Annotated in this window: 15 protein-coding genes, 1 tRNA gene and 1 pseudogene; 9 read left to right on the top strand and 8 right to left on the bottom strand. The window is 69.0% G+C overall.

Annotation, left to right across the window (positions count from 1 at the left end; genetic code table 11):
* Positions 1-6: 6 nt before the first annotated feature.
* Positions 7-1,125 carry a sugar ABC transporter substrate-binding protein gene (locus tag GGQ63_RS07985; RefSeq protein ID WP_183854465.1) on the bottom strand — a complete coding sequence of 373 codons (1,119 nt, stop codon included), beginning with the start codon at positions 1,123-1,125 and terminating at the stop codon, positions 7-9.
* Between the two features lie 265 nt (positions 1,126-1,390).
* Between GGQ63_RS07985 and GGQ63_RS07980 the strand changes: the two genes are divergently transcribed.
* Positions 1,391-2,473 carry a LacI family DNA-binding transcriptional regulator gene (locus GGQ63_RS07980; RefSeq protein ID WP_183854463.1) on the top strand — a complete coding sequence of 361 codons (1,083 nt, stop codon included), beginning with the start codon at positions 1,391-1,393 and terminating at the stop codon, positions 2,471-2,473.
* 61 nt (positions 2,474-2,534) lie between these two features.
* On the opposite strand, the gene GGQ63_RS07975 is transcribed toward GGQ63_RS07980, so the two are convergent.
* Positions 2,535-4,313 carry a hydantoinase B/oxoprolinase family protein gene (locus tag GGQ63_RS07975; RefSeq protein WP_183854461.1) on the bottom strand — a complete coding sequence of 593 codons (1,779 nt, stop codon included), beginning with the start codon at positions 4,311-4,313 and terminating at the stop codon, positions 2,535-2,537.
* Between the two features lie 5 nt (positions 4,314-4,318).
* A complete protein-coding gene (locus tag GGQ63_RS07970) occupies positions 4,319-6,376 on the bottom strand; it encodes a hydantoinase/oxoprolinase family protein (RefSeq protein ID WP_183854459.1) in 2,058 nt (685 codons plus the stop codon).
* Positions 6,377-6,580: 204 nt separating this feature from the next.
* On the opposite strand from GGQ63_RS07970, the gene leuC reads away from it, so the two are divergent.
* The 4 genes and pseudogenes from leuC (at position 6,581) to GGQ63_RS07950 (ending at position 10,194) form a co-directional block, all read left to right on the top strand.
* Positions 6,581-7,984, top strand: a complete 1,404-nt coding sequence (leuC, locus tag GGQ63_RS07965; protein ID WP_183854457.1) for a 3-isopropylmalate dehydratase large subunit — start codon at positions 6,581-6,583, stop codon at positions 7,982-7,984.
* A gap of 7 nt (positions 7,985-7,991) precedes the next feature.
* Positions 7,992-8,582, top strand: a pseudogene (gene leuD / locus GGQ63_RS07960) (3-isopropylmalate dehydratase small subunit); the annotation flags it as partial.
* Positions 8,583-8,668: 86 nt separating this feature from the next.
* Entirely contained in the window at positions 8,669-9,313 is a 645-nt protein-coding gene (locus GGQ63_RS07955) for an isochorismatase family protein (RefSeq protein ID WP_183854453.1), read from the top strand.
* Positions 9,310-10,194, top strand: coding sequence for an isocitrate lyase/PEP mutase family protein (locus GGQ63_RS07950; protein ID WP_183854451.1), 885 nt, complete (start codon positions 9,310-9,312; stop codon positions 10,192-10,194). The genes GGQ63_RS07955 and GGQ63_RS07950 overlap by 4 nt, the downstream gene beginning before the upstream one ends.
* Positions 10,195-11,278: 1,084 nt before the next feature.
* On the opposite strand, the gene GGQ63_RS07945 is transcribed toward GGQ63_RS07950, so the two are convergent.
* Both GGQ63_RS07945 and cpdR read right to left on the bottom strand, forming a co-directional pair.
* A tRNA-Val gene (locus GGQ63_RS07945) sits at positions 11,279-11,353 on the bottom strand.
* Positions 11,354-11,490: 137 nt separating this feature from the next.
* Positions 11,491-11,850, bottom strand: coding sequence for a cell cycle two-component system response regulator CpdR (gene cpdR, locus GGQ63_RS07940; protein ID WP_183854449.1), 360 nt, complete (start codon positions 11,848-11,850; stop codon positions 11,491-11,493).
* A gap of 227 nt (positions 11,851-12,077) precedes the next feature.
* On the opposite strand from cpdR, the gene GGQ63_RS07935 reads away from it, so the two are divergent.
* A complete protein-coding gene (locus GGQ63_RS07935) occupies positions 12,078-12,959 on the top strand; it encodes an N-formylglutamate amidohydrolase (protein ID WP_183854447.1) in 882 nt (293 codons plus the stop codon).
* Positions 12,960-13,346: 387 nt separating this feature from the next.
* Positions 13,347-14,123, top strand: a complete 777-nt coding sequence (hisN, locus tag GGQ63_RS07930) for a histidinol-phosphatase (RefSeq protein WP_183854444.1) — start codon at positions 13,347-13,349, stop codon at positions 14,121-14,123.
* Here hisN and GGQ63_RS07925 read toward each other — a convergent pair.
* Both GGQ63_RS07925 and GGQ63_RS07920 read right to left on the bottom strand, forming a co-directional pair.
* Positions 14,090-15,070: an alpha/beta fold hydrolase gene (locus tag GGQ63_RS07925; RefSeq protein WP_183854442.1), complete on the bottom strand. Its 981-nt coding sequence runs from the start codon at positions 15,068-15,070 to the stop codon at positions 14,090-14,092. The two genes, hisN and GGQ63_RS07925, sit on opposite strands and share 34 nt — an antisense overlap.
* 138 nt (positions 15,071-15,208) lie before the next feature.
* Complete coding sequence (locus GGQ63_RS07920; RefSeq protein ID WP_183854440.1) at positions 15,209-15,556, bottom strand: hypothetical protein; 348 nt, start codon at positions 15,554-15,556, stop codon at positions 15,209-15,211.
* 263 nt (positions 15,557-15,819) lie between these two features.
* Here GGQ63_RS07920 and GGQ63_RS07915 point away from each other — a divergent pair, with 263 nt between their 5' ends.
* A complete protein-coding gene (locus GGQ63_RS07915; protein ID WP_183854438.1) occupies positions 15,820-16,281 on the top strand; it encodes an Hsp20 family protein in 462 nt (153 codons plus the stop codon).
* Between the two features lie 149 nt (positions 16,282-16,430).
* Here the strand turns inward: GGQ63_RS07915 and GGQ63_RS07910 are convergent, their stop codons facing one another.
* On the bottom strand, positions 16,431-17,480 hold the full coding sequence (locus GGQ63_RS07910) for a threonine aldolase family protein (protein ID WP_183854436.1): 1,050 nt from the start codon (positions 17,478-17,480) through the stop codon (positions 16,431-16,433).
* A 499-nt stretch (positions 17,481-17,979) separates the two neighbouring features.
* Here GGQ63_RS07910 and gltB point away from each other — a divergent pair, with 499 nt between their 5' ends.
* Complete coding sequence (gene gltB, locus GGQ63_RS07905) at positions 17,980-22,692, top strand: glutamate synthase large subunit (protein WP_183854433.1); 4,713 nt, start codon at positions 17,980-17,982, stop codon at positions 22,690-22,692.
* Positions 22,693-22,694 lie beyond the last annotated feature (2 nt).

The raw sequence follows: 22,694 nt of genomic DNA, 5'->3' as shown, positions 1-22,694 counted from the left end.
CCGCCCTTACTGCAGCTTCCAGAGCGTGCGGAAGCCGGAGAGATAGGCGTCGCCATAGCCCTGGTCATAGCCCGCCGGCGTGCCGGCCTCGGCGGCGTTCGCCTTGTCGAAGATGTAGAACGGCACGTTGAGCGCGGCCGGCGAGCCGAGGCCGCAGAGATCGCGCAGATGGCCGTCGACGGTCGCATAGGCGATCCAGTCGAGGCTCTCGCCGAGGTCCATGTCGACGAGGCCCTGCTGGATGTAGTCGAGCACGAAGGGCGTGCCGTTGAAGGTCGCGACCTTCACGGTGCCCGTCTTGCCGGTCAGCCGCAGCGCCGGAACGACGAATTGCGACATCGAATCATAGATCGGGATGACGACGTCGATGTCCGGATTGGCCTGCACGGCCGACTGCACCGAGGGCTGGATCTTGGTCGCCCATTCCGTCACGCCGACATTGACCTCCTGCACGATCTTGCAGTTCGGGCAGTTGGCGGCGAGCTCGCTGCGCAGGCCCTCCATCAGCGGCTTGGTCGGCGGCACCTCGTCGGACTTGATGACGAGGATGTTCGCCTTGCCCTCGGTGTTCACCGCCGCCCAGTTGGCGAGCACGGTGCCGACCTCGCCGAAGCCGATCGTCAGCGAGCTCGAGACGAAGGGGTTCTGCGTGTCGCTCGGATCGTAGAAGTGCGAGGTCATCACCTTGACGCCCGCTTCCTTGGCCGCCTTGACCTGCGGCTCGATGGTCGCCGGGTCGATGCCCGAGATCAGGTCGACGATATCGTACTTGTCGCGGATGGCGAACTCGACACCCTGAACCCACTGGCTCGGCTGGCCCTGGTTCTCCCATTCGGTGACCTCGAGCCCGACCTCGGCGCCGGCCTTCTTCATCCGGTCGATGATGCCCTTGAGGAAGGGATTGGCGCTCGAATTGGGGATCGACAGCATCTTCTTGCCGGCGGCGCAGGCCTTGGCGTCGAACGGCTCGCCCGGCGGCACGAAGACCGGCTTGGCGGCGTATTTGGCGAGTTTCTCCTTCGCGGCGGCGAGGCCGTCCGCAGCGGCATCGGCGCGCGCCGGCATGCTCATGCCGGAAATGACGGCAGCCGCCATCAGCGCGGCGCCTGCAACGGTCCTGATCATGACATCTCCCTCTTCCGCCGCGCGGCCTGTTCCCTGCCGGCCCGCGACCGTTGAATACGCATTCAATACTTGCTCAGAAGCGGCACCGAGTCAACGCGCGCCGCAACGCGAAAAGCGGATATCGGAACGGCACCGGAAGCCCGAACATTGAACGCCGGCGCGGCTTGTTGCACACTGATGCGATCGCCGGCCGAAAGAGTGCAGGGTCGGCCGAAAACCAGAACGCGCGATGAATGCGTAGTCCGAACGCGATCAGAAAGCGGCCATGAAGCGAACCAAATCCCGCGCCACGTCCTTCGACGTCGCCGCGCTCGCCGGCGTCTCGCAATCGGCGGTGTCGCGCGCCTTCACGCCGGGGTCGAGCATCGCCGAGGACAAGCGGGCGAAGGTGCTCGAGGCGGCGCGCATGCTCAATTACGTGCCGAACTCGATCGCCTCGAGCCTGACCACCAAACGCACCAACATCATCGCGCTGATTCTCGGCAACATGCACAACCCCTTCTATGTGCACGTCCTCAACGAGTTCAGCCGCCGGCTGCAGGGGCTCGGCCGGCAGATCCTGATCTTCACCGTCGATCCCGGCTCGGAGAGCGACGACGCGATCCTGCGTGCGCTGCAATATCAGATCGACGGCGTGATCCTGACCGCCGCGCAATTGTCGACGCGGATGACCTCGATCTGCCACGAGCGCGGCATCCCGATCGTGCTGTTCAACCGCTACATCCCCGGCAGCGACGCCTCGGGCGTGCGCTGCGACAATGTCGGCGGCGGGCGGCTGATCGCCGAGGCCTTCCTCGCCGCGGGAGCAAAGAGCTTCGCGATGATCACCGGCGACCCGAAGGGCACGACGAGCCAGGATCGCGTGCGCGGCTTCGTCGAGCGGCTGATGGAAGAGGGCGTCCGGCGCAGCGAGATCGAGGAGGTGCCGGGCCATTCCTCCTATGACGGGGCGGCGAGCGCCGCGCTGTCGCTCTTCGCGGCGCGCAGCCGGCCGCGGCCGGACGCGCTCTTCGGCATCAACGACATCATGGCGATGGGGGCGATCGATGCGCTCCGCCACCGGCTCGGCCTGCGTATTCCCGACGATCTGATGGTCGGCGGCTTCGACGACATCCCCGAGGCGCGGCGCGCGCCCTACAAGCTCACCACGGTGCGCCAGCCGATCGACCAGATGGTGGCGCGCACCCTCGAACTGATGCATCTCGACGAGCCCGACCGGCCGATCGAACGCGGCATCGACCTGCCGCTCCCCTCGCGCCTCGTCTGGCGCGGCACGGTGCCGGTGCCGCCCGCCTTCCGGGCGGCGGCGGCCGAAGCGGCGGCCGCGGACCGGCCCGAATCCGGCTGAGGGCGCGCGGAGACAGCCCGCGGCGGACGGAGAGAGGGCGGGCCGAAGCCCGCCCCTCGCCTCACTCGGCGGCTTCGCGCAGCGGCGGTTCGAAGCCGAAATTGAACGGCGCCGGCGCGCCGCGCTCCGCCCGCATCGCGGCCCGCAGCGTCTCCGTCGCGTGCCGGTCGACCCGCTCGTCCGCCGTCACCACCACGCCATAGCCGTTCTTCGCCTGCTCGGCCGAGACGAGGTCGTAGCGCACGTCGCGGGCGACGATCTCGGCATCGCGCTCGAACGGATCGCCCCAGCCGCCGGCGCCCGCCGTGCGGAAGACGATGCGGTCGCCGGCGCCGACGGCGAGGTTGTCGATCTTCGAGGGGATGCGGGTCGGCTCCTCGCTGCCGGCCTTGATGAGCCATTTGCTCGACGTGCCGCCGAACTGGCCGCCATTGATGCCCCAGGGCGGCACCACTTCGCGGTCGTCATGGATCGAGACCTTGCCGGGCTCGAGCACGCGATAGATCTTCTCGATGCCGGCGCCGCCGCGATGCAGGCCCGGACCGCCCGAATCCCGGATCGGCCGGTAGCTCTCGACGAGCACCGGGTAGTAGTTCTCGATGTATTCGATCGGCGTCGCCGAAAAGAGCGGCCACCAGGCATGCCCGTCGAGCCCGTCGCCGCGCGGCCGGCCCGGCACGCCGCCGAACAGCAGCTCCATCAGCTGGAAATACTTGTTGTTCTTGTCGTGGCCGGTGAAGATGAAGTGCGGGCTGGTGCCATAGCCCGCCGCCATCGAAAGATGCGGCGCGCGCTGGCCGAGCGCGCCCGCCTGGCAGTCGAAGAAGCGGGTGTGGGTGTTGAGCCGGTTCGACAGCGCCGCGGGAAAGCGCGGATTGAGCAGCGACCCCTCCGGCAGCACGATCTCGAACAGGTCGTAGAATCCCTCGTTGAACAGGACGGAAGGGTCGAACGCCATGATCATATAGACGCCGAAGAAGAGCTTGCAGAGCCCTTCGTGGATATGGAAGTTGATCGGCCCTTCCGCCTGCGGGTCCGTCCCGGTCCAGTCGAACACCGCCTTGTCGCCGCGGCGGTAGATCGACAGCGTCATCTTGAAGGGGCCGTTGCCGAGGCCGTCATCGTCGACATAATCCGTGAAGCTGACCGGCTCCTCGGAGATGTATTTGTCGATCAGAACCTTCATCGCCTCGCGCGTGCGGTCGAGCAGCATGTCGCAGGCGGCGACATAGCTGTCGCGGCCGAAGCGGTCGCACAGTTCCTGGACGCGCGTCGCGGCGGTGCGGCAGCCGGCGATCAGCGCCATCAGGTCGGCGCGGTTCATGTCGGGCGTGCGCGTGTTGTTGAGCATGATGTCGAGCACGCCCTTGTTCAGCACGCCCTTGTCGTAGATCCGGACGGGCGGGATGCGCAGCCCCTCCTCCCAGATCGTCCGCGCGTCGAACGGCATCGAGCCCGGCACCTTGCCGCCGACATCGACCATGTGGCCGAAGATCGAGGAGAAGCCGACGAGAACGCCCTGATGGAAGATCGGCATCATCACGCACCAGTCATTGTTGTGCGAGATGGAGCCCTTGCAGGCATAGGGATCGTTCCAGACGAAGACGTCGCCCTCGTTGAGGTCGCCCTCGAACTTCTCGACGATCGCCGGGATGTAGGAGCCGAACTGGCCGACGACCATGCGGCCCTTGGCGTCGCAGATCATCGGGAATTCGTCGTGCTGCTCGCGGATGACCGGCGACAGCGAGATGCGGACGACGACGCCGTCCATCTCGGAGCGGGCGTTCTTCAGCGCATTCTCGATGATGTCGAGGGTGATCGGATCGACTTTGACGGTCATGGCGCTCAGTTCCCCCTCGAAACGGGCCAGATCAGCAGATTGCCGTGGGCGTCCACCTCGGCATAGTGGCGCGGCAGCACGACGGTGGTGGTGTCGTATTGGCGGATGATCGCCGGACCTTCGACCCGCGCGCCGACGGCGAGCTTCGCCCGGTCGTAGTTCGGCGTGTCGACGAAGGCGCCGTCGAAATAGCTCGGGCGCACCTCCATCAGCGCCGCGGCGATATCTCCGCCCGAGGCATCCGGCACCGCCTCGTCGACCGGTGCGGTCGCCCCGGTCGCGACGACGCGCAGCGCCACCAGTTCGACCGGCACGTCGAAGCGGACGCCATAGAGCCGCTGATGGGTGGCGTGGAACTTGTCGAGGATCTCGCCGGCGCCGCCCCGCGCCGCGACGAGGGCACGCGGCAGGTCGATCGTCACCTCGAAACCCTGCTGCTCGTAGCGCAGGTCGAGCGAATAAAGGATGCCGCGATCGGCGCCCTCGACCTCCTGCTCGTCGAGCCAGGCCTCGGCCTTCTGCGCCAGACCATCGAAGCGGGTCCAGATTTCGGCCGGGTCGAGCCCGACGGTCGAGCGGATGAAGGTCTGGACGAACTCGTTCTTGAACTCGGCCTCGAGGAAGCCGAGCGCGGAGAGCACGCCGGGGCTCGGCGGCACGAGCACCGGGTAGCAGCCGAGCAGCTCCGCCATGGCATTGGCGTGCAGCGGCCCGGCGCCACCGAAGGCGACGATGCCGAAATCGCGCGGATCGAGGCCGCGCTGCACGGTGATGACGCGCAGCGCTCCGAGCATCACCTCGTTCGCAATGTCGATGATGCCCTTCGCCGCCTCTTCCGCCGACAGGCCGAGCGCATCGCCGATCCGGCCGACCGCGGCGCGGGCGCCTTCCACGTCGAGCGCCATGTCGCCGCCGAGCAGCACCGGCGGCAGATAGCCGAGCACAACATTGGCGTCGCTCACCGCCGGCTCTGTGCCGCCGCGCCCATAGGAGACCGGGCCGGGCCGGGCGCCGGCGCTGCGCGGGCCGACGCGGAGCGACTTCGTCAGCTCCGACACTTCCGCGATCGAGCCGCCGCCGGCGCCGACGCTGCGCACATCGAGCGTCGGCACCTTGGCGGGGAAGAAGCCGACCTCGGTCGAGCGCGAGATCGTCGGCTGGCCGTCGATGATCACCGACACGTCAGTCGAGGTGCCGCCCATGTCGAAGGCGAGCAGCTTGTTGAAGCCGGTGCGGCGGGCGATCATCACCGTCGAGGTGACGCCGCCGGCCGGGCCCGAGAGCACGGTGTGCACCGGCCGCTCGGAGGCCGCCGCGGCGCTCATCAGCCCGCCGTCGGAGCGCACGATGTGCAGCCGGGCCGTCACGCCCTCGTCGCGCAGCCGATCCTCGATGCGCGACAGATAGCGCTTCATGATCGGCCGGACATAGTCGTTCATCACCGTGGTGATGGCGCGGTCATATTCGCGGAACTCCGGCAGGATGTCGGAGGAGAGCGAGACCGGGATGTCGGGATGCCGCTCGGCGACGATCGCGGCGAGCCGGCGCTCGTGCTCCGGATTGGCGTAGGAATGCATCAGCGAGATGGTCAGCGCCTCGATGCCGGAGCTGCACAGATCATCGATGAGCGCCGTCGCCTTCCCGATGTCGAGCGGCCGGACGATCTCGCCGCGGGCGTTCATCCGCTCCGGAATGCCGCGCGTGTCGGCGAGCGCGGCGAGCGGATCGGGCTTGTCCATCACGATCCAGCCGAACAGCGGGCCGGGCGTCCAGGACTTGGCGAGGTGGAGGGTGTATTCGAAGCCCTCGGTGACGAGCAGGCCGACGCGCGCGCCCTTGCCCTCGAGCACCGCATTGGTCGCCACCGTCGTGCCGTGCAGCACGAGTTCGATGTCGGACGGCGCTATGCCGGCCTTCTCGCAGATCAGCTTCACGCCCGCGGCGACGCCGATCGACTGGTCCTGCGGCGTCGACGGCGTCTTCGCCTGAAAGGTGCGCTGCGTCCGCTCGTCGTGCAGCAGCAAGTCGGTGAACGTTCCGCCCACATCGACTCCGAGCCTCATAGCCTCTTTCCCTCTGCTCTTGCGGCCCGCCCGGGGCGGCCGTCGACACGCTATTGAATGCGCATGCAAACTAGCATAGTTTGCTCTTCAGACGGGCCGCAAGAACAAATTTCAGGCCGATCGGGGAGGCTGTCCGGGCAGTTCGGAGAGGCCTCCGCAACGGCCCCGCGGCGAAGGCAACAGCGGACGGCGACAGCGGACGGAATGAGCGCGCTCACCCTCTACGACAAGGTCTGGCGGGACCACCTCGTCAAGGACTACGAGGACGGCACGTCGCTCCTCTATATCGACCGGCATCTCGTCCAGGAGGTGTCGAGCCCGCAGGCCTTTGCCGGCCTGATCGCGCAGAATCGCGCGCTTCGCCGGCCGGATGCGCATGTCGCGGTTGCCGATCACGCGGTGCCGACGCGCAACCGCGCCCGGCCGCTGCCCGACGGGCTCGCCGCCCGCCAGGTGTCGCGCCTGCAGGAGAACGCGACCCGCTTCGGCATCCCCTACATCCCGATGCGCGACCGCCGGCACGGCATCGTTCACGTCATCGGCCCGGAGCTCGGCTTCACCCTGCCCGGCGCGACGCTGGTGTGCGGCGACAGCCACACCTGCACACACGGCGCATTCGGCGCGCTGGCGTTCGGAATCGGCGCCAGTGAATGCGAATGCATCTTCGCGACCCAGACGCTCAGGCAGCGCAAGCAGAAGCGGATGCGGGTGACGCTCGACGGCCGCCTGCCGGCCGGCGTGACCGTGAAAGACGTCATCCTCGCCCTGATCGGCACGATCGGCACGGGCGGCGGCGTCGGCCACGCGATCGAATATGCCGGCGAGGCGGTGCGCGCGCTCTCGATGGAAGAGCGCATGACGCTCTGCAACATGTCGATCGAGGCGGGCAGCCGGGTCGGCATGGTGGCGCCCGACGAGACCACCTTCGCCTATCTCGAGGGCCGGCCGCTCGCCCCGCGCGGCGCCGAATGGGACGCCGCCCGCGCCGCATGGCGCGCGCTCGCCACCGATCCGGATGCGGTGTTCGACCGCGAGGTGCGGCTCGATGTCGGCGCGCTCGCGCCGCGCATCTCCTGGGGCACGACGCCGGAAGAGAACCTGCCGATCACCGCCGCCGTGCCGGACCCCGACGCGGAGCCCGACCCGGAGCGCCGCGCGCGGATGCGCCGCAGCCTCGCCTATATGGGGCTCGAACCCGGCCGCCGGCTCGACGAGATCCCGATCGACCGCGTCTTCATCGGCTCCTGCACCAATGGCCGGATCGAGGATCTGCGGCTCGCGGCGCGCGTCGTCGCCGGGCGCAGCGTCGCCCCGACCGTGCAGGCGATCGTCGTGCCGGGCTCGGCCGGGGTGCGGCTGCAGGCGGAGGCGGAAGGGCTCGACCGCATCTTCCGTGCCGCCGGCTTCGAATGGCGCGAGTCCGGCTGCTCGATGTGCGTCGCGATGAACGACGACCGGCTGGCGCCGGGCGAGCGCTGCGCCTCCACCTCGAACCGCAATTTCGAGGGCCGGCAGGGCAAAGGCGGGCGCACCCACCTGATGAGCCCGGCCATGGCCGCCGCGGCGGCGATCGCCGGCCGCCTCGCCGACGTCCGTTCCCTCGCCTGAGCCGCCGATGCAGCCCTTCCGTTCCGTCACCAGCGTCGCCGCCCCGCTGCCCGAGGCCGACCTCGACACCGACATCATCTTCCCGGCCCGCTTCCTGCTCCTGCTCGACCGCGAGGGGCTCGGCCGCCACCTCTTCCACGAGCGGCGCCACAAGGCGGATGCGCCGCCCTTCGTGCTCGACCGGCCGCCCTTCGATCGCGCGCGGATCCTCGTCACGGGGCGCAATTTCGGCGGCGGGTCGAGCCGCGAGCAGGCGGTCTGGGCGCTCGCCGATTTCGGCATCCGCGTCGTCCTCGCCGAGAGCTTCGGCGAGATCTTCCATGCCAATTGCTTCCGCAACGGCGTGCTGCCGATCGTCCTGCCGGCCGAGGACCAGGCCCGCGCGATGGCGGCGGCCGGGACCGGCGCGCCGATGACCGTCGATCTCGAGAGCGAGACGATCGCACTGCCCGACGGGGCGATCCTTCGTTTCGCGATCGACCCCTACCGCCGGCGCGCGCTGCTCGCCGGGCTCGACGAGATCGGCGCGATCCTCGCCGACGATGCGGCGGCGATCGACGCCTTCGAGGCGCGCCAGCGGCGCACCGCGCCCTGGCTCCATCTGGCGCGCGACCGGCTCGCCTTTTTCGACGATCTCAACCGGGCGCCCGACGGCGCCGAACCGGAAAGCCGTGCGGAGGCGGGATGACGGACGAATCGCTCTCGAGCAATTACCAGCGCGCCTTCGGCAAGCGGATCGGCTTCGGTGCCCGGCCGGCACTGATCCTGATCGATTTCGTCGAGGCCTATTTCGACCCGGCCTGCGCGCTCTATGCCGGCGTCGAGGACGCGCTCGCCGCGGCGCTCACGCTCCAGGCCGCCGCCCGGCGGGCCGGCGTGCCGGTGATCTACACCAATGTCGTCTATGACGCGGACGGCCGGAACGGCGGCCGCTTCTACCAGAAGAGCATGGTGCTGCATCATTTCGTCGAAGGCAGTCCGATGGGCCGCTGGCCGAAGGGCCTCACGGTCGCGCCCGGCGAGCTCGTCGTCTCGAAGCAGTATCCGAGCGCCTTCTTCGGCACGTCGCTCGCCTCGACGCTGACGAGCTGGGGCGTCGACACGCTCGTCATCACCGGCCTGTCGACCAGCGGCTGCGTGCGCGCCACCTGCGTCGACGCCTGCTCGCACGGCTTCATCCCGATCGTCGTGCGCGAGGCGGTGGGCGACCGCCATCCGGCGCCGCACGAGGCCAATCTCTTCGACATGGACGCGAAATATGGCGATGTCGTCGGCCTCGACGCGGCGCTCGCCTATCTCGAAACCTCCTCCGAAAGCGTCAGAGCATGAGCAAGCGCAGTCTGCGGGCGGCCCTCCAGTCCGGCGAGTTCGTCGCCGCGCCGGGCATTCACGACATGATCGCGGCGGTGGTCGCGAACAAGGTCGGCTTCGATTTCGTCTATGCCTCGGGCTACTGGACGACCGCCTCGGCGCACGGCCTGCCGGACGCCGGCATCGCCACCTATACCCAGATGCTCGACCGCGTCGCGACGCTCGCCCGCACCGTCGATGCGAGCGTCATCGCCGATGCCGACACCGGCTATGGCGGGCTCCTCAACGTCCACCACACGGTGCGCGGCTATGAGGAGGCGGGCGCCGTGGCGATCCAGATCGAGGATCAGGAATTCCCCAAGAAGTGCGGCCATACGCCCTTCAAGCGCGTCGTGCCGGTGATCGACATGGTCGAGAAGATCAAGGTCGCCTGCGAGGCACGCAGGAAGCCCGACGAGACCCTCATCATCGCCCGCACCGATGCGCGCCAGACGCACGGCTTCGAGGGCGCGCTCGCCCGCGGCGAGGCCTATGCCGAGGCCGGCGCCGACATCGTCTTCCTCGAGGCGCTCGAGAGCGAGGCGGAGATGCGCGAGGCCTGCCGGCGCATCCGCAAGCCGATGATGGCGAACATGGCCGATGGCGGCCGCACGCCGATCCGCTCGGCGAAAGAGCTCGCCGCATTCGGCTATGCGCTCGCCATCTTCCCCTCGATCACCGGCCTCGCGGCGGCGCAGGCGGCGGAGAACGCGCTCCGCGTCCTGAAGGCGGAGGGCACGTCGAACTCCCCCAACCTGCCGCTCTTCCCCTTCTCGGAGTTCAACACGCTGATCGGCTTCGAAGAGGTCTGGGCCTTCGAACGCCGCTGGGCCCGCCCCGCGGCCGAAGCGGCGGAATAGGAGCGGCCGGCCGGGCCGGCCTCCGCGGGCCGCACGGGGCGCCTTGAAGCATCGGGCCACCGACCGGTGCCCGCTGGGGGCCTCGCTGGCCCCCGTAACGTCCTGATCGCATTTCTCTGCGTCGGTCGCGAATTATAGCGCTGACGGCGGTAGCCGCAGAAATTCAATCACCACCAGCGCTATAGCGGCCACTGCACTCAGAAAGGAAGAAATTACAACCGCCACCGCGCCAACGTTTTGCCAGCGGGAGAGAACGACGTCCGTTCTGATATATTCGCCGTCCCAGTATAGGCGACCTCTGGCGTCTATACCAAGAAGGGATGTTCCTTCAAGAGATATTGGGCGGATGCCGCGCGGCCAGTCCGAAGGTGGCGAAGCATTTGCGTATTTGTGGCGCCTTATATGGTCCCAATCGACGCGATCCAAAGAAAGCCCCTGTTCTTACGACTTAGCTATGGTCAAGCTTAACATGGTTCTGTTCCGCGCAATGCCCACTGCTCGATGAATCCCGGATCTGCACGCGCCTTGCATCGGACGGTGACCAGGAGACCCCACGGGACAGAGAGCCAGAGCGGATGTCGGCCTGCAGGCCGACGCGCTCTCCGCCCGGCGTCACGATTATGGACCCCGGCACGAAGGCCGGGGTGACGGGTGTTCTCGATGGCGAGCACCGCTCTCCGGTTCCGGCCGTCGGGCACGCCCGTCCGGTCCGTCGCCCGGCCTTCGCGGCCACGCCGGCCCCTCGCTCTCGGAGCATCCCTCCCCACCCGTCATGCCGGCCTCCGTGCCGGCATCCATAATCGTGCGCGTGGGTGCTCCGGGGGCCGGCCTCTCCATCCGTCCCCCGGCGAAGGCCGGAGTCCAGCGAGCCGGGCCTCCGGCGCACAGTCGGGGGCACGGTCCTCCCCACCCGTCGTTCCCGCGAACTCATGAACAGAGGACGGCTCGGCGGAACGGGTTCCCGCCTTCGCGAGGATGACGGCGCGCGGGATCGGGAGGACGGGCACGTGTCGGCCGACCGGAACGAACGAACCGGGCGCAAGCGCCCCGTCTTGCACATTCGTCTATGGTCTCGGCTGAAGGATGGTGGGCGCGACAGGGATTGAACCTGTGACCCCTACGATGTCAACGTAGTGCTCTCCCGCTGAGCTACGCGCCCATCCGATCGTGTCGCCGGTGCGGGGCCGGCGGCGTGAGGCAGCGATATACAGGGTCGCGCCGGAGGGTTCAAGCGGTCCGTTCGAGGTTGTTCACACCCCTCCACCGGCGATCGCCGGGGCGATGCGCATGGCGGCGTCAGGCGGCGAGCAGGCGCTCCACCTCGGTGACCAGATCGCGCAGATGGAAGGGCTTCGACAACACCTTGGCATCCTTCGGCGCCTTCGAATCCGGATTGAGCGCGACCGCCGCGAAGCCGGTGATGAACATCACCTTGAGATCGGGGTCGAGCTCGGTCGCCCGGCGGGCGAGCTCGATGCCGTCCATCTCCGGCATCAGGATGTCGGTCAGCAGCAGCGTGAAGGGCTCCTCGCGGATCCGCTCATAGGCGCTCAGCCCGTTGTCGAAGGAGACGACGTCATAGCCGGCGTTCTCGAGCGCCTTTGCGAGGAACCGGCGCAGATCGTTGTCGTCTTCGGCGAGCAGGATGCGGTTCATGACAGGCCCGGAATGGTGACGGTGTCGAGATGCGCGACGACGGCCCCGCGCCGACGGCGCCGGCCCGTCATGGTTATCCATGGATGAGCGAACGGAGTAAACAACGGGTGAACGGGGGCGGCCCCGCGCGCGTTTGGCTCGACAGGCCCCGGTGTTCTTGGCAATCTCGATCGATCGCCTCGACCGCGCCGAAGCGGCCCGAAGCGAAGGGAGCCGGCCGGGAGGCCATGACCGAGAATCACGTGCCGCCGCCCTTTTCCGTCGCCGCTCCGGCGGAGCAGCGCATTCCCTTCGTGTTCAATTCGCCGCATAGCGGCCGGGATTATCCGGCGCATTTCCTCGCCGCCTCGCGGCTCGACGCCTGGTCGATCCGCCGCTCCGAGGACACCTATGTCGACGAACTGTTCGCGAGTGCGGTGCCGCAGGGGGCGCCGCTCCTGAAGGCGCATTTCCCGCGCGCCTGGCTCGACGTCAACCGCGAGCCCTACGAGCTCGACCCGCGCATGTTCGACGGCGAGCTGCCGGCCTATGCCAATGTCCGCTCGCTGCGGGTGGCGGGCGGCCTCGGCACGATCGCCCGCGTCGTCTCGGAGAACCTCGAGATCTACGACCGGCCGATCCGCGTCGAGGATGCGCTCGCCCGCATCGAAGGCGTCTACAAGCCCTATCACGACACGCTGCGCCGCCTGCTCGCCCGCACCCACAGCGATTTCGGCTTCGCCGTGCTGATCGACTGCCATTCGATGCCCTCCACCGTGCGCACCGCCGCCGGCCGCTCGCGGCCGGATTTCGTGCTCGGCGACCGCTTCGGGTCGAGCTGCGCACCCGAACTCTCGACCGCAGCGGCCGAGATCCTCGCCGGGCTCGGCTATTCGGTGGTCCGCAACAAGCCCTATGCCGGCGGCTTCATCACCGAGCATTACGGCCGGCCGGGCCGCGGCCTGCACGCTCTGCAGATCGAGATCAATCGCGGCCTCTACATGAACGAGCGGACGCTCGAGAAGCTGCCCGATTTCGGCCGGCTCGCCTTCGATCTCGCCCGCTTCTGTGCGGCGCTCGCGGCGATCCCCGATGCCGGCCTCCATCCGACCGCCGAAGCCGCCGAATAGCCGCCTCGGGCTCGGGCCGCGCTCAAAAGAAAAAGGGCCGCTCGTCGAAACGAGGCGGCCCAAGTCTAGGGAGGAAACGCCCAAGGAGGGCAGCAGCAACCCGACGCCAATCGAGCTACTGCACCGCAATAAGATGCCCCCGCGATGCAGCAAACGCAAGAGGCTTTCATCAGACTTTGGTCGTATGCGGCATCACGGCAACACTTCGCCCCCAGGCCCGACCGAAACGCGTGCGCCTCGTCTTTCACCGGCGTCGGTTGTGCGCGGACGTCCCTCCGGGCCACACCGCCGGGCATCGGGTCCGTGCCGTCGGGCCGTCCGTCGCCGCGGGCTTCCGCAAAGCCGTCCCGCGCTCTAAAGCTCGGCGATCGCAATCCGGAGCCGCCGATGGACCCCGCTCTCGTCGCCTTTCTCGACCGGCTCGCCGATGCCGCCGGCGCGGCGATCCTGCCGCATTTCCGCACCCCCTTCACGGTCGAGAACAAGGCGGCATCGGGCTTCGACCCGGTGACGGTCGCCGACCGGGCCGCCGAGACGGCGATGCGCGCCCTGATCGGCGCGGCCTATCCCGGGCACGGCATATTGGGCGAGGAGTTCGGTGCCGAGCGGGCCGATGCCGACGACGTCTGGGTGCTCGATCCGATCGACGGAACGCGCGCCTTCATCTCCGGCCTGCCGGTCTGGGGCACGCTGATCGGCCTCGTCTCGGGCGGGCGGGCGAGCCTCGGCATGATGGCGCAGCCCTTCACGGGCGAGCGCTATGCGGGCGACGGGAGAAGCGCCTGGTATCGCGGCCCGGGCGGCGACCGGACGCTCGCGACGCGGTCCTGCGCGACGCTCGAAGAGGCGGCGCTGTCGACCACCACGCCGGCGCTGTTCAAGGGCGCCGAGGCGCAGGCCTATCGGCGCGTCGAGGAGCGGGTGCGGCTCGTCCGCTATGGCTGCGACTGCTACGCCTATGCGATGGTCGCCGCCGGCCATATCGATCTCGTCGTCGAGGCGGGGCTGCACCCCTATGACATCGTCGCCCTGATCCCGATCATCGAGGGCGCGGGCGGCATCGTCACGAGTTGGGACGGCGGGCCGGCGACGGCGGGCGGCAATGTCGTGGCGGCCGGCGACCGCCGGGTTCACGAGGCGGCGCTCGAGGCCCTCGCCGGCTGACCGGCGCCCGCCTCGCCCGGCACGAAGGCGTCGAAGGCGGCCCAGAAGAGCGCCCGGATCCGGTCGCGCTCCATCAGGATCTCGTGCTGCGCGCCCGGAAGGATCACCGCCCGGCCGATCCGCAGCGTCCGGCCGAAACGCTCGATGGCGCGGTTCGACACGATGCGGTCCTCGCCGGCCGCGACGACGAGCACCGGCACCTTGAGCGCGGCGGCGAAATCCGGCCGCTCCGCCGCCCGCATCGCCGCCGTCGCGGCCTGGAGCCAGCCGACCGTCGGCGCGCCGACGAAGAGCTGCGGCGCGGCCTGCATCAGCGCGAGCGTACGGTCGTAGCGGGCGCGATCCCCCGTCAGCGGGTTGCCCTCGAAGCCGGGTGCGGCGCGCCGGCCCGGCCGGAGCGCGCCGAGCCCGCGGTCGCCGAGGCCGAACAGCACGCCGAGCGTCGCCAGCCGGCGCACCAGCGCGGTGGAGGGATAGACCGCGCCGAGACCGAGCAGCGGGCCGGTCGTCACCAGCCGGTCGAAGACCAGCCGGGTGCGCGTCGCAGCACGCAGCGCCACGAGGCCGCCCGTCGAATGGGCGAGCGCATAAAAGGGCGGCGGACAGTCGGGCAGCGCCGCCTGGCGCATGAAGGCCTCGAGATCGCGGTCATACTCGGCGAAATCGTCGACATGGCCCTTCGCGGGATCGGGGAGCCGCCGCTCCGAGCCACCCTGCCCGCGCCAGTCGAGCGTTGCGACCGCGAAGCCGCGGCCGAGCAGTTCGCCGATCACCTCGTAATATTTCTCGATCGCCTCGGCCCGCCCCTGGAGGAGGCACACCGTGCCGCGCCGGGCGCCGGGCGGCCGCCAGACCGCGGCGCGCAGGCGGATGCCGTCCGCCGTGACGACGGTCGAGGCGACGCCGCCCGGAGGCGCCGGATTGCCGGGAAACGAGACGAGCTCCATGCCGGCGAGTTAGCCCGCCGGCGGGGGGACTGCCAAGGTGGCGGGCGACAAAAAGAACCGGCGGCATCCGGAGATGCCGCCGGCGCTGCGGGCCGCCGCCCGAGGGGGCGCACGGAACGGCGGCCGGACGGGAAAGGATCACCAGCCGGCGGGGCGGCGGCTCAGCACTTCGCCGGTGCGGGCGCTGACGACGAGGATGAAATCGCGGCCGCGGCGGCCTTCGGCGCGTACGACATAGGTGCGGCCGCGGCGGTCGAGGATGCGGATCTCCTCGTAACCCTGCCAGCGCAGCCGGCGGCGCACCTCGCGCGGGCTCAGCCAGCCGCCGTGATACTGGACGAGTTCGGCGCGCAGATCGCCGGCCGGAGCCGCGGCGGCGACCGGGGCGGCGATGCCGGCGCCGATCGAGGCGGGCGCGGCACTCGCCGGCAGGACAGACGTGCCGGCAACGATCAGCGTGGTGGCGACGAGAAGGCTCTTCAGCATGATGTCTCTCCGATCCGCATTCCAGCCGGCCTCCCGGCTGCTCGAGGGGGAGAATGGCAGCGGCGATCTGAACGGCGGCCGAAGGCGGCGTTCATCGGCGGTTCAGGAAGGCGCTGCGGGAGGGTCTTGAAGGGCCGAAAGGGGCTTCCCACATCTCGGTAGCGGACGCCGGGAAGGGTCCGCGCGGGATCGGAACCCTCCGGCCATGATGGCGGAAACGAGCCGGTCCCGGTGCTTTCAGATCGCTCACAGGAGGACTGAACATGCGTACGTTTGACCTGAGCCCGCTCTATCGTTCGACCGTCGGCTTCGACCGTCTGTTCTCGCTCATCGACCAGATCGGCGGCGTCGAGAACGTCCCCGCCTATCCGCCCTACAATATCGAGCGGACCGGCGAGAACGCCTACCGAATCACCATGGCCGTCGCCGGCTTCGGCGAGCAGGAGCTCTCGATCGAGGCGCGTGAAAACGTGCTGACGGTGAAGGGCGAGAAGAAGGTCGAAGAGGCCGACGACAAGAAGGTGCTCTATCGCGGCATCGCCGCGCGCTCCTTCGAGCGCCGCTTCCAGCTCGCCGACCATGTCGAGGTACGCGGCGCGACGCTCGAGAACGGGCTGCTCCATGTCGACCTCGTCCGGGAGATTCCGGAGGCCGCGAAGCCCCGCCAGATCGCGATCGCGAACGGCGCCCGGGCAGAGCGCACGCTCGAGGCGAAGGCGGCCTGACGCCGCCGATCGAGCCGGGTCTCATCCGAGCCGCCGGGTGTCCGTTCGGGCACCCGTTTCGGAGCCCTTCGGGCGCCCCCGTTGCGGGGCGCCCTTTTCTGCATCTCCCGTCCAGCAGGGCGCCGTTGCGGCGCCCTTTTTCGTGGCGCTCAGGCGGCGAGCAGCGCGGCGAAGCGGTCGACCTCCTCCTCCCGCGTCGCGAAGCTCGCGACGAGCCGCACGAACACCTCGTCGGCGCCGAGCGGCGCGATGTCGAAGCCGGCGGTCGGCCAGTCGTAGAACACCGCGCCCTCCTCTTTCAGCCGGTCGGCCGCAACCTTGGGCAGAACGGCGAACAGTTCGTTGCCGTCCGGCTCCGCGGCGAGCCGCCCGCCGGCGGCGCGGATCGCCGCGCCGAGGCGCGCCGCCATGGCATTGGCGTGGCCGGCGAGGGCGAGCCAATGGCCGTCCTCGAGATAGGCGGCGAACTGCGCCGCGACGAACCGGCTCTTCGAGAACAGCTGCCCGGCCCGCTTGCGGGTGAATTCGAAGCCCTGCGCCGTGCCGCGGTCGAAGAAGACCACCGCCTCGGCCGCCATGCAGCCATTCTTGGTGCCGCCGAAGGAGAGCACGTCGACGCCCGAGCGCCAGGTCAGATCGGCGGGCGACAGGCCGGTGCCGGCGACCGCATTGGCGAAGCGCGCGCCATCCATATGGAGCGGCAGGCCTTTCCCGTGGGCGACGGCGGCCACCGCGGCGATCTCGGCCGGCCGCCAGGCGACGCCCGCCTCGGTCAGCTGGCTGATCGAAACGGCGCTCGGCTGGCCGCTGTGCAGCAGGTCCGGCCGGTAGCGGTCGAGCGCGGCGGCGACGGTCGCGGGGGCGAGGATGCCGCCCGGGCCGGCGACGCCGCAGAGCCGCGTTCCGGCGCCGAAAAATTCCGGCGCGCCGGCTTCGTCGGCGACGAGATGCGAAGCCTCGTGGCAGATGACGACGCCGCCGGGACGGGCGTAATGCGCGAGCGCGAGGGCGTTCGCGGCCGTTCCGGTGGCGACGAAGAACACCGCGACTTCATGCTCGAACACGGACGCGAAGGCCGCTTCCACCGCCTCGGTCAGCGTATCGCGGCCATAGGGGCGCGCCGGGCCGGCAGCAGCCGCCGCGACCGCCCGCACCACCGCCTCCGAAGCACCCGCCCAGTTGTCGCTCGCGAAGATCATGATCCTCTTCCGTCTCCTCGTCGCTGCCGCACCGCAAGAGCTTTATGTGCGGCGCACACCTTCTATCACCGGCAAGAAGATGTCGACGACGTAACATTCTTGCGCCGCCCCTGTCCGCCGGGCGGCAGGATGACCGATTGCATATGCCGCAAGGAAATATTGATAATGGCGGCTCTGAGGCGGCCTTGCCCGATGCGGACAAATCTGGCATGGTCGCGCGCCCTGAAGTAGGACAGGAATGCTGTCCCATTCTCGGGGAACGAGGCGGGCCGGCCGGGACGAAGGTCACGGGAACGGAACTTGCTTCGAAGACCGCGGACGATCGGACGCGCGCTGAGCGCGACGAACGGCGCGGGGGTCTCGATGGGGACGAAGGCGCCTTCGGATCGTCCGGGGGCGCGGACAGGTCGGTCCGGCGACGGCCGTCGCCGCCGTCCGGGAGCGGAAAGCTCCGGGCGGCGCGGCGGAAGGTCGGCGGAGCAAATGTGAGGGTTGCGAGATGACCGGGATGGAAGGACGGATCGTGGATGCTGCGCGGGCTGCAGCGGAGACGCGCGCCGCAAAAGCCACCCCGCGCGACCCGGGCCTGCCCGCGCCGCAGGGACTCTATCATCCGCGCAACGAGCGGGACGCCTGCGGCGTCGGCTTCATCGCCTCGCTGAAGAACGAGAAGTCGCACACGATCGTCGCGCAGGGCCTCGAACTGGTCGAGAACCTCACCCATCGCGGCGCGGTCGGTGCCGATCCGCTGATGGGCGACGGCGCCGGCATCATGACGCAGATCCCGCACCGCTTCTTCGCCGCCGAGGCGGAGCGGCTCGGCTTCGCGCTGCCCGAGCCCGGCCATTACGCCGTGGGCTTCCTCTTCCTGCCGCAGGATGCGGAAATCCGCGCCGGCATGGAGAACCTCGTCGCCGAAGTGGTGGCGGAGGAAGGCCAGGTCCTGCTCGGCTGGCGCGACGTGCCGGTCGACAACGCCTCGCTGTCGAAGGCGCCCGACATCGCCGCCACCGAGCCGGTGCACCGCCAGGTGTTCATCGCCCGCGGCCGCGGCATCGAGGACGAGGAGGCGTTCGAGCGGCGGCTCTACATCATCCGCAAGGTGATCTCGAACCGCATCTATGCCGCCTATTCCGGCCTCAACAACGATTTCTACGTCGTCTCGCTGTCGGCGCGGACCGTCGTCTACAAGGGCATGTTCCTCGCCTATCAGCTGAAGGCGTATTATCTCGATCTTTCGGACCCCCGGTTCGAGAGCGCGCTCGCGCTCGTCCACCAGCGCTTCTCGACCAACACCTTCCCGTCCTGGCGGCTCGCCCATCCCTACCGGATGGTCGCCCACAATGGCGAGATCAACACCGTCCGCGGCAACGTCAACTGGATGGCGGCGCGGCAGGCTTCGGTCGATTCCGAGCTGTTCGGCAACGACATCTCGAAGCTCTGGCCGATCTCCTATGAAGGCCAGTCGGACACCGCCTGCTTCGACAACGCGCTCGAATTCCTCGTGCGCGGCGGCTACACGCTGCCGCACGCGGCGATGATGCTCATCCCCGAGGCCTGGGCGGGCAACCCGCTGATGGACGAGGACCGGCGCGCCTTCTACGAATACCACGCCGCCCTGATGGAGCCGTGGGACGGGCCGGCGGCGATCGCCTTCTCGGACGGCATCCGCATCGGCGCGACGCTCGACCGCAACGGCCTGCGGCCGGCGCGTTATCTCGTCACCGATGACGGGCTCGTCGTGCTCGCCTCGGAGGCCGGCGTGCTGCCGATCCCGGAGGAGAAGATCGTCACCAAGTGGCGGCTTCAGCCGGGCAAGATGCTGCTCATCGACCTCGCCCAGGGCCGGATCATCTCCGACGAGGAGATCAAGACGGAGCTGTCGCACAAGCATCCCTATCCGACCTGGCTCGCCCGCACCCAGATCGTGCTCGAGGATCTGCCGCCCGTGCCGCCCCGCGCGCCGCGGACCGATGTCTCGCTGCTCGATCGCCAGCAGGCCTTCGGCTACACCCAGGAGGACGTCAAGCTGCTGATGTCGCCGATGGCGGTGACCGGCCAGGAAGCCGTCGGCTCGATGGGCACCGACACGCCGATCTCGGCGCTGTCGGACAAGTCGAAGCTCATCTACACCTATTTCAAGCAGAACTTCGCCCAGGTGACGAACCCGCCGATCGACCCGATCCGCGAGGAGCTCGTCATGAGCCTCGTCTCCTTCATCGGACCGCGGCCCAACCTCTTCGACCTGCAGGGCGCCGGCCGCCGCAAGCGGCTCGAGGTGCGCCAGCCGATCCTGTCGAACGAGGACCTCGAGAAGATCCGCGCCATCGGCGAGCTGGACGACAACCCGTTCCAGTCGAAGACGCTCGACATCACCTATGCCGCCGAGAAGGGCGCCGAGGGGATGGAGGATGCGCTGCAGCGGCTCTGCGAGCGGGCGGAGGCGGCCGTCCATGGCGGCTACAACATCATCATCCTGTCCGACCGCATGGTCGGGCCGGAGCGGATCCCGATTCCCGCTCTGCTCGCCACCGCGGGCGTCCACCATCACCTGATCCGCCAGGGCCTGCGCACCTCGGTCGGCCTCGTCGTCGAGACCGGCGAGGCGCGCGAGATCCATCATTTCTGCGTGCTGGCCGGCTATGGCGCGGAGGCGATCAACCCCTATCTCGCCTTCGAGACGCTGCTCTCGATGCGCGACGACTTCCCCGACGAGGTCGATGAGGAGGAGATCGTCCACCGCTACATCAAGTCGATCGACAAGGGCATCCTCAAGGTCATGTCCAAGATGGGCATCTCGACCTATCAGTCCTATTGCGGCGCCCAGATCTTCGATGCGGTCGGCCTCTCCTCCGCCTTCGTCGACAAGTATTTCTTCGGCACCGCGACGCTGATCGAGGGCGTCGGCCTGCGCGAGATCGCGGAAGAGACCGTGGTCCGGCACGCCGAGGCGTTCGGCGACGCGCCGGTCCTGAAGAACGCGCTCGATGTCGGTGGCGAATACATGTACCGCATCCGCGGCGAGCGGCACGCCTGGACCCCGGAAACGGTGGCGACCCTGCAGCACGCGGTGCGCACCCAGTCCTGGGACCGCTATGAGGACTATGCGAAGGCGGTCAACGAGCAGAGCGCGGCGCTCCTGACGATCCGCGGCCTGTTCCGGCTGAAGACGGCGGAGGAGGTCGGCCTCGTCCCGGTGCCGCTCGACGAGGTCGAGCCGGCCGCGGACATCGTCAAGCGTTTCGCCACCGGCGCGATGTCCTTCGGCTCGATCAGCCGCGAGGCGCATACGACGCTCGCCATCGCCATGAACCGGATCGGCGGCAAGTCGAACACCGGTGAGGGCGGCGAGGAATCGGAGCGTTTCCTGCCGCTCGCCAATGGCGACAGCCTGCGCTCGGCGATCAAGCAGGTCGCCTCGGGCCGGTTCGGCGTGACGACCGAATATCTCGTCAATGCCGACGTCATCCAGATCAAGGTGGCGCAGGGTGCGAAGCCCGGCGAAGGCGGCCAGTTGCCCGGCCACAAGGTCGACGCGACGATCGCCAAGGTCCGGCATTCGACGCCCGGCGTCGGCCTGATCTCGCCGCCGCCGCATCACGACATCTATTCGATCGAGGATCTGGCACAGCTGATCTTCGACCTGAAGAACGTGCAGCCGACGGCCGACATCTCGGTCAAGCTCGTCTCGGAGGTCGGCGTCGGCACGGTCGCGGCCGGCGTCGCCAAGGCGCGCGCCGATCACATCACGGTTTCCGGCTTCGAGGGCGGCACCGGCGCTTCGCCGCTGACCTCGCTCAAGCACGCCGGCAGCCCGTGGGAGATCGGCCTCGCCGAGACGCAGCAGACGCTGGTGCTCAACGGGCTGCGCAGCCGTGTCGCCCTGCAGGTCGACGGCGGGCTGAAGACCGGCCGCGACGTGGTGATCGGCGCGCTCCTCGGGGCGGACGAGTTCGGCTTCTCGACCGCGCCGCTGATCGCGGCGGGCTGCATCATGATGCGCAAGTGCCATCTGAACACCTGCCCGGTCGGCGTCGCCACCCAGGATCCGGTGCTCAGGAAGCGCTTCAAGGGCACGCCCGAGGACGTGATCAACTATTTCTTCTTCGTCGCCGAAGAGGTGCGCCAGCTGATGGCGGAGCTCGGCTACCGGCGCTTCGAGGAGATGGTCGGCCAGTCCGATCGGCTCGACAAGCAGGACGCCATCCGCCACTGGAAGGCGAAGGGCCTCGATTTCACGAAGCTCTTCTACCGTCCCGCGGCGGCGCCCGCCGCGATCCGCCACACCGAGCGTCAGGTCCATCCGATCGAGGCCGTGCTCGACCGCATGCTGATCGCCGAGGCCATGCCGGCGCTCGAAACCGGCAAGCCGGTGTCGATCGCCACCGGCATCCACAACACCGACCGCTCGGCCGGCGCGATGCTGTCCGGCGAGGTGGCGCGGCGCTATGGCCATGACGGGCTGCCCGACGACACCATCGCGGTGTCGCTCGAGGGCACGGCCGGCCAGAGCTTCGGCGCCTTCCTCGCCCGCGGCGTGTCGCTCGATCTCGTCGGCGCGGCGAACGACTATGTCGGCAAGGGCCTGTCGGGCGGCCGGCTGGTCGTGCGGCCGCCGGAGACGACGAAGGTGGTGCCGGAGGAGTCGATCATCGTCGGCAACACGGTGCTCTACGGCGCCATCGAGGGCGAGGCCTATTTCCGCGGCGTCGCCGGCGAGCGCTTCGCCGTGCGCAATTCGGGCGCCATCGCGGTGGTCGAGGGCTGCGGCGATCACGGCTGCGAATACATGACCGGCGGCGTGGTGGTGGTGATCGGCAAGACCGGCCGCAACTTCGCGGCCGGCATGTCGGGCGGCATCGCCTATGTGCTCGACGAGGATGATTCCTTCGCGCAGCGCTGCAACCTCTCGATGGTCGAGATCGAACCGGTCATCGAGGAGGAGGAACTGCTCGAGAAGCTGCACCACCACAGCGGCGACATCGAGCACAAGGGCCGGATCGACATCTCGTCGAACATGAACCGTTTCGACGACGAGCGTCTGCACCGGCTGATCTCGCAGCACCTGCACTATACGGGCTCGAGCCGGGCGAAGACGATCCTCGACGACTGGGCGCATTTCCGGCCGAAGTTCCGCAAGGTGATGCCGGTCGAATACCGGCGGGCGCTGATCGAGATGGAACGCGTGCGCTATGGCCTGGCGGCCGAGTAAGG

Origin of the sequence: Prosthecomicrobium pneumaticum (assembly GCF_014199915.1) — a bacterium.
Classification (GTDB): Bacteria; Pseudomonadota; Alphaproteobacteria; order Rhizobiales; family Kaistiaceae; genus Prosthecomicrobium; species Prosthecomicrobium pneumaticum.
Note: the sequence above shows the minus strand (reverse complement) of the source record. Positions and strands in the feature narration are given on the sequence as shown.